Annotated in this window: 16 protein-coding genes; all 16 read right to left on the reverse strand. The window is 51.1% G+C overall.

Annotated features, from left to right (window positions below):
• Positions 1–61: 61 nt before the first annotated feature.
• The gene (gene pstS, locus AACS80_RS23415; RefSeq protein ID WP_130206820.1) at positions 62–1,102 is read right to left on the reverse strand and encodes a phosphate ABC transporter substrate-binding protein PstS; all 1,041 of its coding nucleotides are present in this window, start codon (positions 1,100–1,102) and stop codon (positions 62–64) included.
• Positions 1,103–1,415: 313 nt separating this feature from the next.
• The gene (gene glmS, locus AACS80_RS23420; RefSeq protein WP_000334106.1) at positions 1,416–3,245 is read right to left on the reverse strand and encodes a glutamine--fructose-6-phosphate transaminase (isomerizing); all 1,830 of its coding nucleotides are present in this window, start codon (positions 3,243–3,245) and stop codon (positions 1,416–1,418) included.
• A gap of 162 nt (positions 3,246–3,407) precedes the next feature.
• On the reverse strand, positions 3,408–4,778 hold the full coding sequence (gene glmU, locus AACS80_RS23425; RefSeq protein ID WP_130261122.1) for a bifunctional UDP-N-acetylglucosamine diphosphorylase/glucosamine-1-phosphate N-acetyltransferase GlmU: 1,371 nt from the start codon (positions 4,776–4,778) through the stop codon (positions 3,408–3,410).
• A 387-nt stretch (positions 4,779–5,165) separates the two neighbouring features.
• Positions 5,166–5,585: a F0F1 ATP synthase subunit epsilon gene (locus tag AACS80_RS23430; protein ID WP_001251965.1), complete on the reverse strand. Its 420-nt coding sequence runs from the start codon at positions 5,583–5,585 to the stop codon at positions 5,166–5,168.
• 20 nt (positions 5,586–5,605) lie between these two features.
• A complete protein-coding gene (atpD, locus tag AACS80_RS23435) occupies positions 5,606–6,988 on the reverse strand; it encodes a F0F1 ATP synthase subunit beta (protein ID WP_000190506.1) in 1,383 nt (460 codons plus the stop codon).
• A 26-nt stretch (positions 6,989–7,014) separates the two neighbouring features.
• Entirely contained in the window at positions 7,015–7,878 is an 864-nt protein-coding gene (atpG, locus tag AACS80_RS23440; RefSeq protein WP_000896501.1) for a F0F1 ATP synthase subunit gamma, read from the reverse strand.
• Between the two features lie 50 nt (positions 7,879–7,928).
• Entirely contained in the window at positions 7,929–9,470 is a 1,542-nt protein-coding gene (gene atpA / locus AACS80_RS23445) for a F0F1 ATP synthase subunit alpha (RefSeq protein WP_001176745.1), read from the reverse strand.
• A 12-nt stretch (positions 9,471–9,482) separates the two neighbouring features.
• Positions 9,483–10,016: a F0F1 ATP synthase subunit delta gene (gene atpH, locus AACS80_RS23450; protein ID WP_001288587.1), complete on the reverse strand. Its 534-nt coding sequence runs from the start codon at positions 10,014–10,016 to the stop codon at positions 9,483–9,485.
• Positions 10,017–10,030: 14 nt separating this feature from the next.
• The gene (atpF, locus tag AACS80_RS23455) at positions 10,031–10,501 is read right to left on the reverse strand and encodes a F0F1 ATP synthase subunit B (protein ID WP_001052219.1); all 471 of its coding nucleotides are present in this window, start codon (positions 10,499–10,501) and stop codon (positions 10,031–10,033) included.
• Between the two features lie 61 nt (positions 10,502–10,562).
• Positions 10,563–10,802, reverse strand: a complete 240-nt coding sequence (atpE, locus tag AACS80_RS23460) for a F0F1 ATP synthase subunit C (protein ID WP_000429386.1) — start codon at positions 10,800–10,802, stop codon at positions 10,563–10,565.
• A 46-nt stretch (positions 10,803–10,848) separates the two neighbouring features.
• On the reverse strand, positions 10,849–11,664 hold the full coding sequence (gene atpB, locus AACS80_RS23465; protein ID WP_000135618.1) for a F0F1 ATP synthase subunit A: 816 nt from the start codon (positions 11,662–11,664) through the stop codon (positions 10,849–10,851).
• An 8-nt stretch (positions 11,665–11,672) separates the two neighbouring features.
• Positions 11,673–12,053, reverse strand: a complete 381-nt coding sequence (gene atpI, locus AACS80_RS23470) for a F0F1 ATP synthase subunit I (protein ID WP_130206826.1) — start codon at positions 12,051–12,053, stop codon at positions 11,673–11,675.
• A 616-nt stretch (positions 12,054–12,669) separates the two neighbouring features.
• Positions 12,670–13,293, reverse strand: coding sequence for a 16S rRNA (guanine(527)-N(7))-methyltransferase RsmG (gene rsmG / locus AACS80_RS23475; RefSeq protein WP_135410601.1), 624 nt, complete (start codon positions 13,291–13,293; stop codon positions 12,670–12,672).
• 63 nt (positions 13,294–13,356) lie between these two features.
• A complete protein-coding gene (gene mnmG / locus AACS80_RS23480) occupies positions 13,357–15,246 on the reverse strand; it encodes a tRNA uridine-5-carboxymethylaminomethyl(34) synthesis enzyme MnmG (RefSeq protein ID WP_130206830.1) in 1,890 nt (629 codons plus the stop codon).
• A gap of 378 nt (positions 15,247–15,624) precedes the next feature.
• Complete coding sequence (gene mioC, locus AACS80_RS23485) at positions 15,625–16,068, reverse strand: FMN-binding protein MioC (RefSeq protein ID WP_130206832.1); 444 nt, start codon at positions 16,066–16,068, stop codon at positions 15,625–15,627.
• Between the two features lie 89 nt (positions 16,069–16,157).
• Positions 16,158–16,616, reverse strand: a complete 459-nt coding sequence (gene asnC, locus AACS80_RS23490) for a transcriptional regulator AsnC (protein WP_000432970.1) — start codon at positions 16,614–16,616, stop codon at positions 16,158–16,160.
• Positions 16,617–16,723 lie beyond the last annotated feature (107 nt).

The raw sequence follows: 16,723 nt of genomic DNA on the forward strand, positions 1-16,723 counted from the left end.
TTACAAAGTCATTTTGTAATGCCGGATGCGGCGTTAACGCCTCATCCGGCCTGGAGTTTTATTAGTACAGCGGCTTACCGCTACTGTCTTTAATATTGGTCTTCCACGCAGCGCGAACCTGTTCAACTACGCTATCCGGCAGACTGGCATAATCCAGGTCGTTAGCCTGTTTAGCCCCGGTTTTGTACGCCCAGTCGAAGAACTTCAGCACTTCTGTGCCTTGTTCTGGTTTCTTCTGATCTTTGTGGATCAGAATGAACGTGGTAGAGGTAATAGGCCACGCATCTTCGCCTTTCTGGTTGGTCAGATCCTGAGCGAATGTTTTGCTCCAGTCTGCGCCTTTTGCCGCATTTGCGAAGTTTTCTTCGGTCGGCGCAACAGGTTTACCATCAGCGGAGATCAGTTTGGTGTACGCCAGGTTGTTCTGCTTAGCGTAAGCATATTCAACGTAACCAATCGCACCCGGCAGACGCTGAACGAACGCAGCAATACCGTCATTACCTTTGCCGCCCAGACCGGTTGGCCAGTTTACGGTAGAGCCAGAACCAATTTTGTTCTTCCACTCTTCGTTCACTTTTGCCAGGTAGCTGGTGAAGACGAAGGAAGTCCCGGAGCCATCTGCGCGGCGCACCACGGCGATGTTCTGTGAAGGCAGTTTCAGACCAGGATTCAGTTTGACGATCGCTTCGTCATCCCACTTTTTAATTTTACCCAGGTAGATGTCACCGAGGGTTTTACCATCCAGAACCAGTTCACCAGATTTCAGACCAGGCAGGTTAACCGCCAGCACCACGCCGCCAATTACGGTCGGAAACTGGAACAGACCTTCCTGAGCCAGTTTTTCGTCAGACAGCGGCGCGTCAGAAGCACCGAAATCAACGGTATTGGCGATAATCTGTTTTACGCCACCAGAAGAACCGATACCCTGGTAGTTAACTTTATTACCGGTTTCTTTCTGGTAAGTGTCAGCCCATTTGGCATACACCGGCGCAGGGAAGGTTGCACCTGCGCCTGTCAGGCTTGCTTCTGCAAATACAGAGAAAGCGCTCATCGATAAGGTCGCGGCGACAACAGTTGCGACGGTGGTACGCATAACTTTCATAATGTCTCCTGGGAGGATTCATAAAGCATTGTTTGTTGGCTACGAGAAGCAAAATAGGACAAACAGGTGACAGTTATATGTAAGGTTTATGACAGTTTTATGACAGAGAGAGAAAGTCTTCCGTCTGATTTAAATAAGCGTTGATATTCAGTTAATTACAAATATTAATAACGAAGAGATGACAGAAAAATTTTCATTCTGTGACAGAGAAAAAGTAGCCGAAGATGACGGGTTGTCACATGGAGTTGGCAGGATGTTTGATTAAAAACATAACAGGAAGAAAAATGCCCCGCTTACGCAGGGCATCCATTTATTACTCAACCGTAACCGATTTCGCCAGGTTACGCGGCTGGTCAACGTCGGTGCCTTTGATCAGCGCGACATGGTAAGCCAGTAGCTGCAGCGGAACGGTGTAGAAGATCGGTGCAATCACCTCTTCCACATGCGGCATCTCGATGATGTGCATGTTATCGCTACTTACAAAACCCGCATCCTGATCGGCGAAGACATACAACTGACCGCCACGCGCGCGAACTTCTTCAATGTTGGATTTCAGCTTTTCCAGCAATTCGTTGTTCGGTGCAACGACGATAACCGGCATATCGGCATCAATCAGCGCCAGCGGACCGTGTTTCAGTTCACCAGCAGCGTAGGCTTCAGCGTGAATGTAGGAGATCTCTTTCAGCTTCAATGCGCCTTCCAGCGCGATTGGGTACTGATCGCCACGGCCCAGGAACAGCGCGTGATGTTTGTCAGAGAAATCTTCTGCCAGTGCTTCAATGCGTTTGTCCTGAGACAGCATCTGCTCAATACGGCTCGGCAGCGCCTGCAGACCATGCACGATGTCATGTTCAATGGAGGCATCCAGACCTTTCAGGCGAGACAGCTTCGCCACCAGCATCAACAGCACAGTTAACTGGGTGGTGAATGCTTTAGTGGATGCCACGCCGATTTCCGTACCCGCGTTGGTCATTAGCGCCAGATCGGATTCGCGCACCAGAGAAGAACCCGGAACGTTACAGATTGCCAGTGAACCAAGGTAACCCAGCTCTTTCGACAGACGCAGGCCAGCCAGGGTATCCGCGGTTTCGCCAGACTGTGACAAGGTGATCATCAGGCTGTTACGACGCACGGCAGATTTGCGATAGCGGAATTCAGAGGCGATTTCGACGTCGCACGGAATACCTGCCAGCGATTCAAACCAGTAGCGGGAAACCATACCGGAGTTATAAGAAGTACCACAGGCGAGGATCTGAATATGCTCAACCTTCGACAGCAGTTCGTCGGCGTTCGGTCCCAGCTCGCTTAAATCAACCTGACCGTGGCTGATGCGCCCGGTAAGGGTGTTTTTGATCGCGTTTGGCTGTTCGTAGATCTCTTTCTGCATGTAGTGACGGTAAATACCTTTATCGCCCGCGTCATATTGCAGATTGGATTCAATATCCTGACGTTTTACTTCCGCGCCAGTTTTATCGAAGATGTTTACCGAACGGCGAGTAATTTCCGCAATATCGCCCTCTTCAAGGAAGATAAAGCGACGGGTCACCGGCAGCAGCGCCAGCTGGTCAGAAGCGATAAAGTTTTCGCCCATACCCAGGCCAATCACCAGCGGACTACCAGAACGTGCCGCCAGCAGGGTATCCGGGTGACGGGTATCCATAATTACCGTGCCATAAGCGCCACGCAGCTGCGGAATAGCGCGCAGAACAGCTTCACGCAGAGTGCCGCCCTGTTTCAGTTCCCAGTTCACCAGATGAGCAATAACTTCAGTGTCGGTTTCAGACACGAAGGTATAACCACGCGCTTTTAACTCTTCACGCAGCGGTTCATGATTTTCGATGATGCCGTTATGCACCACCACAATGTGTTCAGAAACATGCGGATGCGCATTCACTTCTGAAGGTTCGCCATGCGTCGCCCAGCGAGTATGAGCAATACCCGTACCGCCATGCAGAGGATGTTCTTCCGCTGCCTGAGCCAGCATCTGGACTTTACCGAGACGACGCAGACGGGTCATATGACCTTCTGCGTCAACAACGGCCAGACCGGCAGAGTCATATCCGCGGTATTCCAGACGACGTAAACCTTCAAGAAGGATTTCTGCTACATCACGTTGCGCGATCGCGCCAACAATTCCACACATAGTTTTTGATTCCGGTTTATATCGTTGTCGGTCAACCTGTATGCCCGTTTTTTCGGGCGCCCCGAGCCTTGTAGAGAGTGGGGTTATTTTTATAGTTACTGCTTGTGGGAGGGAGATTATGTTATCTCCTCATCCCTGGAGGCCGGATTTACCCAGCCAGAATTACTTTTTCTTTACCGGACGACGCCAGCCTTCTTTTTGCGACTGCGGCACGCGGCTGATCGCTAGGGCGTTTTCGCCAACATTACGCGTCACAGTTGTACCGGCAGCAATCGTCGCACCTTTACCCACCGTTACAGGAGCCACCAGCTGGGTGTCGGAACCGACAAAGACATCATCGCCGATAATGGTTTTGAATTTATTCGCTCCATCATAGTTGCAGGTAATGGTTCCCGCACCGATGTTAACGTTATCGCCGATCTCCGCATCGCCCAGGTAAGTCAGATGACCGGCTTTCGAACCTTTACCCAGACGCGCTTTTTTCATCTCAACGAAGTTACCGACGTGTGCGCCTTCCAGCAACTCAGCACCGGGGCGCAGACGGGCAAACGGGCCGATGGTACAGGCTGCTGCCAGATTAGCATCTTCCACTACGGTATACGGGCTAATTTCGCAATCATCGCCAATCACGCTATTTTTAATCACGCATCCGGTGCCGATTTTCACGCGATTACCGAGAGTAACGTTGCCCTCGATGATAACGTTAGTATCAATTTCAACATCGCGCCCGTGAGTTAGCGTACCGCGCAGATCAAAACGGGCTGGATCGCGCAACATAACGCCTGCTAACAACAGTTTTTCAGCCTGTTCGGACTGGTAAACGCGCTCCAGACGAGAGAGTTGCAGGCGGTTATTCACGCCTTCAACTTCGCTTAAACGTTGCGGGTGAACGGCAACGATTTCACGTCCTTCCTGATACGCCAGCGAAATAATATCGGTGATGTAGTATTCGCCCTGAGCGTTATTGTTGGTCAGCTTCGCCAGCCAGCGTTTCATATCTGCGCCGTTGGCGATCAGAATGCCGGTGTTGATTTCCTGAATCTGACGCTGCTCGTCGGTGGCATCTTTGTGCTCAACAATGCCGGTAACTTTGCCGTTTTCACGGGTGATACGTCCATAACCGGTCGGATCATCCAGTTTCACTGTCAGCAGGCCAATGCCGCCCTGCGGTTTAGCATCACGCAGGCGCTGGAGTGTTTCAACAGAGATCAGCGGCACGTCGCCATAGAGCATTAAAATGTCTTCATCATCGGCAAAGAAAGGTGCGGCCTGCTGCATTGCATGACCCGTACCCAGCTGTTCTGCCTGAAGCACCCAGTTAAGGTTGTCATCTTTCAGCGCCTGTTTAAGCAGATCGCCGCCGTGGCCGTAAACCAGGTGAACGTGCGCTGCACCTAATTCATTCGCGGCATCAATGACATGCTGAACCATCGCTTTCCCGGCAAGGGTATGCAGCACTTTCGGAAGATCGGAATACATGCGAGTGCCTTTGCCTGCTGCAAGGATCACTACGCTCATAGCATTATTCAACATACGCGTCCTGACTGTAATTTGAGAACGAATTTAAACCGCTTCACATTGAAAAAACTACATTTTTTTCATCGTGAAATGGACAGGGGATAAATTGCTCAATAACGGATTATCCCCGCTGGCGAAAGAGCCATTTTCGACCATCGTCACGCCTTTTGTCTTCATAAATGTAAGACACCACCTTCATTTAAGCGTCAGGCTGATGTTTTTGCTCTTATTTCGATCAATGAATAAACAGGAAAATCAGCGAAGGATTTCGCGTAATTATAAAAATGAGTTTAATTGCGGGATATAAAAATGCGCAGGATATAGCAGAACCAATCTCGCTGCGGCGCGCGAAAAAAAAGCCAGCCTGTTTCCAGACTGGCTTTTGTGCTTTTCAAGCCGGTGTTACATCGCTTTTTTGGTCAACTCGATAACGCGCAGCTGCGCGATCGCTTTGGCCAGTTCCGCAGACGCCTGAGCGTAATCTACGTCGCCGTGAGAGCTGCTAATGTGCTCTTCAGCCTTACGTTTCGCTTCCATGGCTCGCGCTTCGTCGAGATCCTGGCCGCGAATTGCGGTGTCGGCCAGAACGGTCACGTTGCCAGGCTGCACTTCAAGAATGCCGCCAGACAGATAGATAAACTCTTCGTGACCGTGCTGTTTCACGATGCGAATCATACCAGGCTTAATGGCGGTGAGCAGCGGTGCGTGGCCCGGGTAAATTCCCAGTTCACCTTCGCTACCCGTTACCTGGATTTTCTCGACCAGACCAGAGAACATTTGTTGCTCTGCGCTGACGACGTCCAGGTGGTAAGTCATTGCCATATCACCCTCCGATTAAGGCGTTAAAGTTTTTTGGCTTTTTCCACAGCTTCTTCGATGGAACCGACCATGTAGAACGCCTGCTCCGGCAGGTGATCGTATTCGCCTTCCATGATGCCTTTAAAGCCACGGATGGTGTCTTTCAGGGATACGTATTTACCCGGAGAACCGGTGAATACTTCTGCCACGAAGAACGGCTGGGACAGGAAGCGCTGGATCTTACGAGCGCGCGCTACCACCAGTTTGTCTTCTTCAGACAGTTCATCCATACCCAGGATGGCGATAATGTCTTTCAGTTCCTGATAACGTTGCAGGATGGACTGAACGCCACGCGCAGTGTCGTAGTGTTCCTGGCCAACTACCAGCGGGTCCAGCTGACGGCTGGTGGAGTCCAGCGGGTCAACGGCCGGGTAGATACCCAGAGACGCGATCTGACGGCTCAGTACCACGGTTGCGTCAAGGTGCGCAAAGGTGGTTGCCGGAGACGGGTCAGTCAAGTCATCCGCAGGTACGTATACTGCCTGTACGGAGGTGATAGAACCGGTTTTGGTGGAGGTGATACGTTCTTGCAGAACGCCCATCTCTTCCGCCAGGGTCGGCTGATAACCTACCGCTGAAGGCATACGGCCCAGCAGTGCAGATACTTCCGTACCGGCCAGGGTGTAACGATAGATGTTGTCAACGAACAGCAGAACGTCACGACCTTCGTCACGGAATTTCTCAGCCATGGTCAGACCGGTCAGAGCAACGCGCAGACGGTTTCCCGGCGGCTCGTTCATCTGGCCATACACCAGGGATACTTTGTCGATAACGTTGGAGTCGGTCATTTCGTGGTAGAAGTCGTTACCCTCACGAGTACGTTCACCTACGCCCGCAAACACAGAGTAACCGGAGTGCTCGATCGCGATGTTACGAATAAGCTCCATCATGTTTACGGTTTTACCTACACCCGCACCACCGAACAGACCAACTTTACCGCCCTTAGCGAACGGACACATCAGGTCGATAACTTTGATACCGGTTTCCAGCAGTTCCTGAGAGTTTGACAGCTCTTCGTAGGAAGGTGCTGCGCGGTGAATCGCCCAACGCTCTTCTTCACCGATCTCGCCTTTCATGTCGACCGGTTCGCCCAGTACGTTCATGATACGGCCCAGAGTCGCTTTACCTACCGGGACTTCGATCGGGTGTTCGAGGTCTTTTACATCCAGACCGCGACGCAGACCGTCGGAGGAACCCATTGCGATGGTACGCACGATACCGCCGCCGAGCTGCTGCTGAACTTCCAGCACCAGACGCTCATTACCATTTTGCACCTCAAGAGCATCGTACACGCGCGGTACGGCATCCTGAGGGAATTCGACGTCAACTACGGCGCCGATTACCTGGACAATCTTTCCAGTAGCCATCTTAAATCCTCTACGAAATAACCTGTTTAAACCGCGGCGGCCCCCGAGACGATCTCGGTGAGTTCCTGAGTAATGCTGGCCTGACGAGCTTTGTTGTATACCAACTGCAGCTCTTTAATCAGGCTGCCGCCATTGTCGGTCGCGGCTTTCATCGCCACCATACGGGCGGCCTGCTCGCTGGCCAGGTTTTCAACCACGCCCTGATAAACCTGAGATTCGACATAACGACGCAGCAGGGTATCCAGCAACGCCTTCGGATCGGGTTCGTACAGGTAATCCCAGGATTTATGTTTCAGATCATCATCATCTGATGCCGGTAACGGCAGCAGCTGGCTGATGGTCGGAACCTGAGACATGGTGTTAATAAATTTGTTGCTGACAATGTAAAGCTTGTCCAGACGGCCTTCGTCGTAGGCCTGCAACATCACTTTTACCGGACCGATCAGTTCGGACAGGGAAGGGTTATCCCCCATGCCTGTAACCTGGGCAACAACATTGCCGCCCACGGAGTTGAAGAACGACACACCTTTCGAGCCGATCATTGCGAGGTCGCATTGAACGCCTTTGTCTGTCCAGGTCTTCATTTCCGCCAGCAGTTTTTTGAACAGGTTAATGTTCAAACCACCGCACAAACCACGGTCGGTCGACACCACCAAGTAGCCCACGCGTTTAACGTCGCGTTCTTCCAGGTATGGGTGCTTATATTCCAGATTACCGTGCGCAAGGTGACCAATCACTTTGCGCATGGTTTCTGCATAAGGACGGCTGGCCGCCATGCGATCCTGCGATTTACGCATTTTGGAAGCGGCGACCATCTCCATCGCTTTAGTGATCTTTTGCGTGTTCTGGACGCTTGCGATCTTACTACGTATCTCTTTTGCGCCGGCCATGAGCTTCTCCTCAATGCCTTGCGGCCTGCCCTAAGGCAAGCCGCCAGACGTTACCAGGATTGGGTTGCTTTGAAGGAATCGAGGATGCCTTTCAGCTTGCCTTCGATTTCGTCGTTGTAGCCACCGGTCTGGTTGATCTCTTGCATCAACGGAGCGTGATCACGGTCGACGTAAGCCAGCAGAGCGGCTTCGAAGCTGCCGATTTTCGACAGTTCAACATCCGCCAGGTAACCACGTTCTGCTGCGAACAGAACCAGAGACTGCTGCGCAACGGACATCGGCGCATACTGTTTCTGTTTCAACAGTTCGGTCACTTTCTGACCGTGGTCAAGCTGCTTACGAGTTGCATCGTCAAGGTCGGATGCAAACTGAGAGAACGCTGCCAGTTCACGATACTGCGCCAGAGCGGTACGGATACCACCGGACAGTTTTTTCATGATCTTGGTCTGTGCTGCACCACCAACACGGGATACGGAGATACCCGGGTTAACCGCAGGACGAATACCGGCGTTGAACAGGTTGGTTTCCAGGAAGATCTGACCATCGGTAATGGATATTACGTTGGTCGGAACGAACGCAGAAACGTCACCCGCCTGAGTTTCGATAATCGGCAGTGCGGTCAGAGAACCGGTTTTCCCTTTCACTTCACCTTTGGTGAAGGCTTCAACGTATTCGGCGTTAACACGCGCAGCACGCTCCAGCAGACGAGAGTGGAGGTAGAATACGTCGCCCGGGAATGCTTCACGTCCTGGCGGACGACGGAGCAGCAGGGAGATCTGACGGTAAGCAACAGCCTGTTTAGACAGGTCATCGTAAATGATCAGCGCATCTTCACCGCGGTCACGGAAGTATTCGCCCATTGCGCAACCGGCATATGGCGCCAGGTATTGCAGTGCAGCGGATTCAGACGCGGTTGCTACCACAACAATGGTGTTAGCCAGAGCGCCGTGCTCTTCCAGTTTACGTACCACGTTAGAAATGGTGGACGCTTTCTGGCCGATAGCGACATAGATACATTTGATACCGGAATCGCGCTGGTTGATGATGGCATCGATTGCCAGTGCGGTTTTACCAGTCTGACGGTCACCGATGATCAATTCACGCTGACCACGACCGATTGGGATCATGGAGTCAACGGCTTTATAACCGGTCTGTACCGGCTGATCTACGGACTGACGTTCGATAACGCCCGGAGCGATTGCTTCTACAGCAGAGAAGCCGTCGTGATCCAGCGGACCTTTACCGTCGATTGGTGCACCCAGAGTGTTAACCACACGGCCCAGCAGGCCACGGCCAACCGGAACTTCCAGGATACGGCCAGTACACTTAACTTTCATGCCTTCGGCAAGGTCAGCGTACGGACCCATAACAACCGCACCTACAGAGTCGCGCTCGAGGTTCAGTGCGATAGCGTAACGGTTACCCGGCAGGGAGATCATTTCACCCTGCATACAATCGGCCAGGCCGTGAATGCGGATAACACCGTCACTTACAGAAACAATAGTACCTTCGTTGTGAGCTTCACTCACAACATTGAACTGAGCAATGCGCTGCTTGATCAGTTCGCTGATTTCGGTGGAATTCAGTTGCATGCTCCAGTCCCCTTAAGACTGCAAGACGTCTGCAAGGCGCTCAAGACGACCGCGTACGCTGCCATCAATGACCATATCACCCGCTCGGATGATAACGCCTGCCATTACAGACTTATCGATTTTGCAATTCAGCTTAACTTTGCGTGACAGACGTTTTTCCATCGCAGCAGAAATTTTCGCGAGCTGTTGTTCACTCAATGCAGCAGCGGAAATGACGTCTACCTCAGCGGTAGCCTCACTCACGGCACGCAGGTGAATAAACTGCTCCAGAACATCCGGGAGCGCGTTAAGACGACCATTTTCAGCCATAACCCGAATCAGGTTCTGACCGTTTTCGTCCAGTTGCTCACCACAAACTGCGATAAACGACTCGGCGAGCGTTTCTGGCGCCAGTGCACCAGAGAGAAGCTCTGCCATCTGTTCGTTTTTGGTTACCTCGGCGGCAAACGCCAGCATGTCCTGCCAGCGTTCTACACTTTGGTGTTCGACGGCAAAGTCAAAAGCTGCTTTGGCGTAGGGGCGAGCTACCGTAATAAATTCAGACATCAGCCCCTCCCTCCTTACAGTTCAGCGACAAGTTTATCCACGATGTCGCTGTTAGCAGCTTCATCCACGGAACGTTCGATGATCTTCTCGGCGCCAGCAACAGCCAGGATAGCAACTTGCTTACGCAGCTCTTCACGGGCACGTTTACGCTCGGCTTCAATTTCCGCCTGCGCCTGGGCCACGATTTTAGTACGTTCCTGTTCTGCCTCAGCTTTCGCTTCGTCCAGAATCTGCGAGCGGCGTTTGTTCGCCTGCTCGATGATTACCTGGGCTTCCGCTTTCGCTTTTTTCAGCTGGTCGGTCGCGCTGGCCTTTGCAAGGTCAAGGTCCTTATGTGCTCGTTCTGCGGAAGCAAGACCGTCAGCAATTTCTTTTTGACGTTTTTCGATGGCTGCCATTAATGGCGGCCATACGTACTTCATGCAGAACAGAACGAACAGGACAAACGCGATGGCCTGGCCGAGGATTGTTGCGTTAAGATTCACAGCACAATGCCTCTATTTAGTTAACGTTCTGATATTGCTCTTTAAATAAAAGCAACGCTTACTACGCGACAGCGAACATCACGTACAGACCCAGACCTACAGCGATCATCGGGATAGCATCCACCAGACCCATAACGATAAAGAACTGAGTACGCAGCAGAGGAATCAGATCAGGTTGACGCGCTGCGCCTTCCAGGAATTTACCCCCGAGGATGCCGATACCGATCGCAGCACCGATTGCCGCCAGACCCATCATCACAGCGGCAGCCATGTACAGCAGATCCATATTCAGGTTTTCCATGACAGTCTCCAGTTTGTTTCAGTTAAAACGTAGTAGTGTTGGTAAATTAATGCTCTTCAGACGCCATCGACAGATAGACGATCGTCAGAACCATGAAGATGAAGGCTTGCAGCGTAATGATCAGGATGTGGAAAATGGCCCACGGCACATTCAGGATCCACTGTGACCACCACGGCAACAGACCAGCAATCAGAATGAAAATCAGCTCACCGGCATACATGTTACCGAACAGTCGCAAACCGAGTGAAACTGGTTTGGACAGCAGGCTTACCCCTTCAAGGATTAAGTTGACAGGAATGAACGCCCAGTGATTGAACGGCTGCAGCGTCAACTCTTTCGTGAAGCCGCCGATGCCTTTCATTTTGATGCTGTAGAACAGAATCAGGATAAATACGCCCAGTGCCATAGACAGTGTTACGTTCACGTCCGCAGACGGAACCACACGCAGTGCAGGCAGACCCAGTACATGTTCAGCAATGTACGGCAGCAGGTCGATAGGCAGTAAATCCATCAGGTTCATCAGGAACACCCAGACGAAGATCGTCAGGGCCAGCGGAGCAATCAGCTTGCTTTTGCCATGGTACATGTCTTTCACGCTACCATTAACAAAGCCGATCACCAGCTCAATCGCGGTCTGAAACTTACCTGGCACGCCGCTGGTTGCCTTTTTGGCTACGCTACGGAATAAAACCAGGAACAACAGACCCAGCACCACCGAGAAGAACATGGAGTCAATATTAATTGTCCAGAAGGTGGCTGGGGGGTTATGCGGATCCACCAGCGAGAATGTACGCAGGTCCAGCTGAAGGTTATTCAGGTGGTGTCCTATGTAATCCTGCGGCGTCATATTTTCTGAAGCCATGATGCCTTTTACCCTTTGTTGTTAATTACAGCCGGTGCCAGTATCTGAACCACCAGCACCAAAACCCACGTAACGATCAGCGGCAAGAATACCGCCTTTAAAACAGCCAACGCCACCACCAGTAACACCAACATAGCCAGAACTTTGAAAGCTTCGCCAAATGCGAACGTCCAGGCCACCCGGCCTTTCGCTGGTGTATGCGCCTGGTGACGCCAGGCAAATATCATAAAAAAAACGTTAGGCAGAAAGACTGCCAGGCCTCCACTTAACGCAGAGACGCCCCAGAAGGGGTCTTTGAGGCTGAACAGCAATCCACTTGCTATCACCACCAGTAACTGAACGAGCAGAAGCTTCCGAGCAACGTTTCGACTCAAGAGCGACACAGACATCACGTTTTTCACTCCTGCTCCCTTCGAGGTATGCCGCGTGTCGTATAAAACTTTCTTTAAGGCTTAGAGTCAAGCATCAAAAAGCGGTCAAATTATACGGTGCGCCCCCGTGATTTCAAACAATAAGTAGCCAAAAGGTGAATAAATGTTTAAATATTTTTCCAGTGCATACAATTGCGACTTTTCTGCTAACCGTGGTGGATCATGAAAAACTGTAAATAACGCGTAAACACTAGTGGTAAAGCGTGCTTCAGATCACATATCGAGCATGTTCACCCGTAGCATATTTATTTACTTGGCAAATGATGCCTTTGCAAGCTTCTGATATTTCAGTCTAAAAACAGATACTCTTTTCACAAATAGCATTTACACAACAAAAACCACCCATTGACATTCTTAATAAAGCTTTAACAGACAATTATGGTTCTTAGCGCCAATTTTTAGCAGCCTGATATTTTCACTAATGACTTATTTTCTGCTTACCAAAAAAAGCCACGTTACTTTGTTGATGCAAAATAGTGAACGTGGCGTTAAATGTAACCAGTTATATCAGTAGAAAACCTGGTTGTTGTTAACAGTCTAACCGGTCAATTTTTTATTATTTTTTTGATAAAAATTAAATTTTATTTGCTTTAATAACCACCAGATGACGTTCGCCATCCAGGGCTGGAACCTGAAGTTTAATCACTGATTCAACCCGATATTCTTCGGGCAACAAAGCGATTTCATCTTCCGGCATTTGCCCTTTCAGCGCGTAGAAACGGCCTTGCTCACCAGGAAGATGATGGCACCAGCTCACCATATCGTTCAGAGAGGCAAAAGCGCGGCTAATTACGCCATCAAATGGCGGCTCTGATGGAAACTCTTCTACCCTGCTCTGTACTGGCTCAATATTCTCCAGTTTAAGCTCATGTTGCACCTGACGGAGGAAACGCACGCGTTTACCAAGGCTATCCAGCAATGTGAAATGGGCTTCAGGACGCACGATGGAAAGCGGTATGCCAGGCAACCCCGGTCCGGTTCCCACATCGATAAAACGCTCACCTTGCAGATATGGAGCAACGACAATGCTGTCGAGAATATGGCGTACCAGCATCTCGTTAGGATCGCGGACCGAGGTCAGGTTGTACGCTTTATTCCATTTATGCAGCATATTTACGTAGGCAATAAGCTGATTTTTCTGGTGATCGGTAAGCGAAATTCCTGCGTCTTTCAGCAGTGAAGAGAGTTTGTTGAGCACGGTGATTACCTGTTCTTGATGCGTTGCCAGGTAAGCGGGTGCTTACCTGGCATTTTTAATGCGTTATGCGCTACGACGCAGCATACCCTGTTTTTTCAGCCACACCAGAAGAATGGAGATGGCCGCAGGCGTAACGCCAGAAATACGCGAAGCCTGACCGATAGAGGCCGGTTTGTGATCGTTAAGTTTGGCGATCACTTCGTTAGACAGACCGGATACCTGGCGGTAATCCAGCGTCGCAGGCAGCAGCGTGTTCTCGTTACGCTGTTGCTTTTCGATCTCATCTTGCTGGCGCGCAATATAACCTTCGTATTTAACCTGAATCTCAACCTGTTCCGCCGCCTGTTCGTCTGTCAACGCAGGGGAAAACGGCGTCAGCGTGGTTAATTTTTCATAAGTCATTTCCGGACGACGCAGCAGATCTTCACCGCTGGCTTCACGGGAAAGCGGCGCAGTCAGGTGAGCATTCACTTCGGCTGCAGCTTCCGCTGACGGCGTTACCCAGGTTGACTTCAGGCGCTGACGCTCACGCTCGATGTTCTCAAGCTTCTCGTTAAAGCGCGCCCAGCGTTCGTCATCTACCAGACCCAGTTCACGACCGATTTCAGTCAAACGCAGATCCGCGTTATCTTCGCGCAGCATCAGACGATATTCTGCGCGGGAGGTAAACATACGGTACGGTTCTTTGGTACCCAGCGTGCAGAGGTCGTCCACCAGCACACCAAGATAAGCCTGGGAACGCGCAGGCGCCCAACCTTCTTTGTCTGCGGACAGACGGGCAGCGTTAAGACCGGCCAGCAAACCTTGCGCAGCGGCTTCTTCATAACCGGTAGTGCCGTTAATCTGACCAGCAAAGAACAGGCCCTGGATAAACTTACTCTCCAGCGTTGGTTTCAGGTCACGCGGATCGAAGAAGTCATATTCGATGGCATAACCAGGACGCACGATCTTCGCATTTTCCATCCCCTGCATGGAGCGGACGATTTGCATCTGCACATCGAACGGCAGGCTGGTGGAGATACCGTTCGGATAAATTTCGTTAGACGTCAGCCCTTCCGGTTCAAGGAAGATCTGATGCTGATTTCTGTCGGCAAAGCGCATGACTTTGTCTTCGATCGACGGGCAGTAGCGTGGGCCAACACCTTCGATCACCCCCGCGTACATTGGGCTGCGATCGAGGTTACTGCGGATCACATCATGGGTTTTCTCGTTGGTATGGGTGATATAACACGGAACCTGCTGGGGATGCTGGGCCGCATTGCCCATGAACGAGAATACCGGCATTGGGTTATCGCCATGCTGTTGCGCCAGCACGCTGAAGTCGATAGTGCGCGCATCGATACGCGGCGGCGTCCCGGTTTTCAGACGACCAACGCGCAGCGGCAGTTCACGCAAACGGCGAGAAAGCGGAATGGATGGCGGATCACCAGCACGGCCACCGCTGTAATTATCCAGACCGATATGAATTTTACCGTCGAGGAACGTCCCAACGGTGAGCACGACGGCTTTGGCACGGAACTTCAGTCCCATTTGGGTAACTGCACCGACCACGCGATCGTTTTCGACAATAAGATCTTCAACCGCCTGCTGGAAGATCATCAGGTTCGGTTGGTTCTCCAGCGCCGTTCGTACCGCCTGACGGTAGAGCACACGATCCGCCTGAGCTCGGGTAGCGCGAACCGCCGGCCCTTTGCTGGCGTTTAGTATCCTAAACTGGATACCCGCCTGATCGATCGCTTTCGCCATCAGACCGCCGAGTGCATCCACTTCTTTTACCAGATGTCCCTTCCCAATACCGCCGATCGCCGGGTTGCAGCTCATCTGCCCCAGAGTGTCGATATTGTGTGTCAAAAGCAGAGTCTGTTGACCCATACGCGCCGCGGCCATCGCAGCCTCGGTGCCTGCATGACCCCCGCCAATGATGATGACGTCAAAAGGATCCGGATAAAACATGGTGATTGCCTCGCATAACGCGGTATGAAAATGGATTGAAGCCCGGGCCGTGGATTCTACTCAACTTTGTCGGCTTGAGAAAGACCCGGGATCCTGGGTATTAAAAAGAAGATCTATTTATTTAGAGATCTGTTCTATTGTGATCTCTTATTAGGATCGCACTGCCCTGTGGATAACAAGGATCCGGCTTTTAAGATCAACAACCTGGAAAGGATCATTAACTGTGAATGATCGGTGATCCTGGACAGTATAAGCTGGGATCAGAATGAGGGGTTATGCACAACTCAAAAACTGAACAACAGTTGTTCTTTGGATAACTACCGGTTGATCCAAGCTTCCTGACAGAGTTATCCACAGTAGATCGCACGATCTGTATACTTATTTGAGTAAATTAATCCACGATCCCAGCCATTCTTCTGCCGGATCTTCCGGAATGTCGTGATCAAGGATGTTGATCTTCAGTGTTTCACCAATCTGTTTTGCACCGGAATTTTTGAGTTCTGCCTCGAGTTTATCGATGGCCCCACAAAAAGTGTCGTATTCACGACTGCCAATACCGATTGCGCCAAAGCGCACCGCAGAAAGATCGGGCTTTTGTTCCTGCAATGCTTCATAGAAAGGAGAAAGGTTGTCCGGAATGTCTCCGGCACCGTGGGTTGAGCTGATAACCAGCCAGATCCCAGAGGCAGATAAATCTTCTAACAGCGGACCGTGCAGCGTTTCGGTGGTAAAACCCGCCTCTTCCAGCTTTTCAGCCAGGTGTTCTGCTACATATTCGGCACCGCCCAGGGTGCTGCCGCTGATAAGAGTGATATCTGCCATAAACCGCCACCTTTATTAAGAGTGGCGTATTGTACGCTGTGAACGCGCTGGGATCTACCTGTGGAAAAGTATGGGATTAAAAAAGCTGATCATGGCTTGATGGTGCGCATGATCGGGTTCTGCAGGACGATCAGTGTCTCAGTGGACTGAATTTCATCAATTGTTTGGATCTTGTTGATAAGTACATGCTGGAGGGCGTCGATCGAGCGGCACATTACTTTTATAAAGATGCTGTAGTGGCCGGTGGTGTAATAGGCTTCGGTGACTTCGTCGAGACTTTCCAGCTTTGCCAGCGCGGAAGGATAGTCTTTTGCGCTCTTCAGGATAATGCCGATAAAACAGCCTACGTCATAACCGAGCTGTTTTGGGCTGACGTCGATACGGGCGCCGGTAATGATCCCCGCCTGCTTCATTTTCTCTACACGAACGTGAATCGTCCCCGGGCTAACGCCAAATTGTTTCGCCAGTTCGGCGTAAGCGGTGCGTGCATTGCCCATTAATGCTTCCAGGATGCCGCGGTCCAGATTGTCGATCAGATAATTTTCCATAGGATTTTCTTATGTCTATTGATGATTTGTTCTATTTTAGCCTTCTTTTTTAACGAATCAAAAGTGTGTGAGGCTTTTTATTGAATGATTATTGCATGTGTGTCGGT

The organism is Escherichia sp. E4385, assembly GCF_963883145.1.
Lineage (GTDB): Bacteria > Pseudomonadota > Gammaproteobacteria > Enterobacterales > Enterobacteriaceae > Escherichia.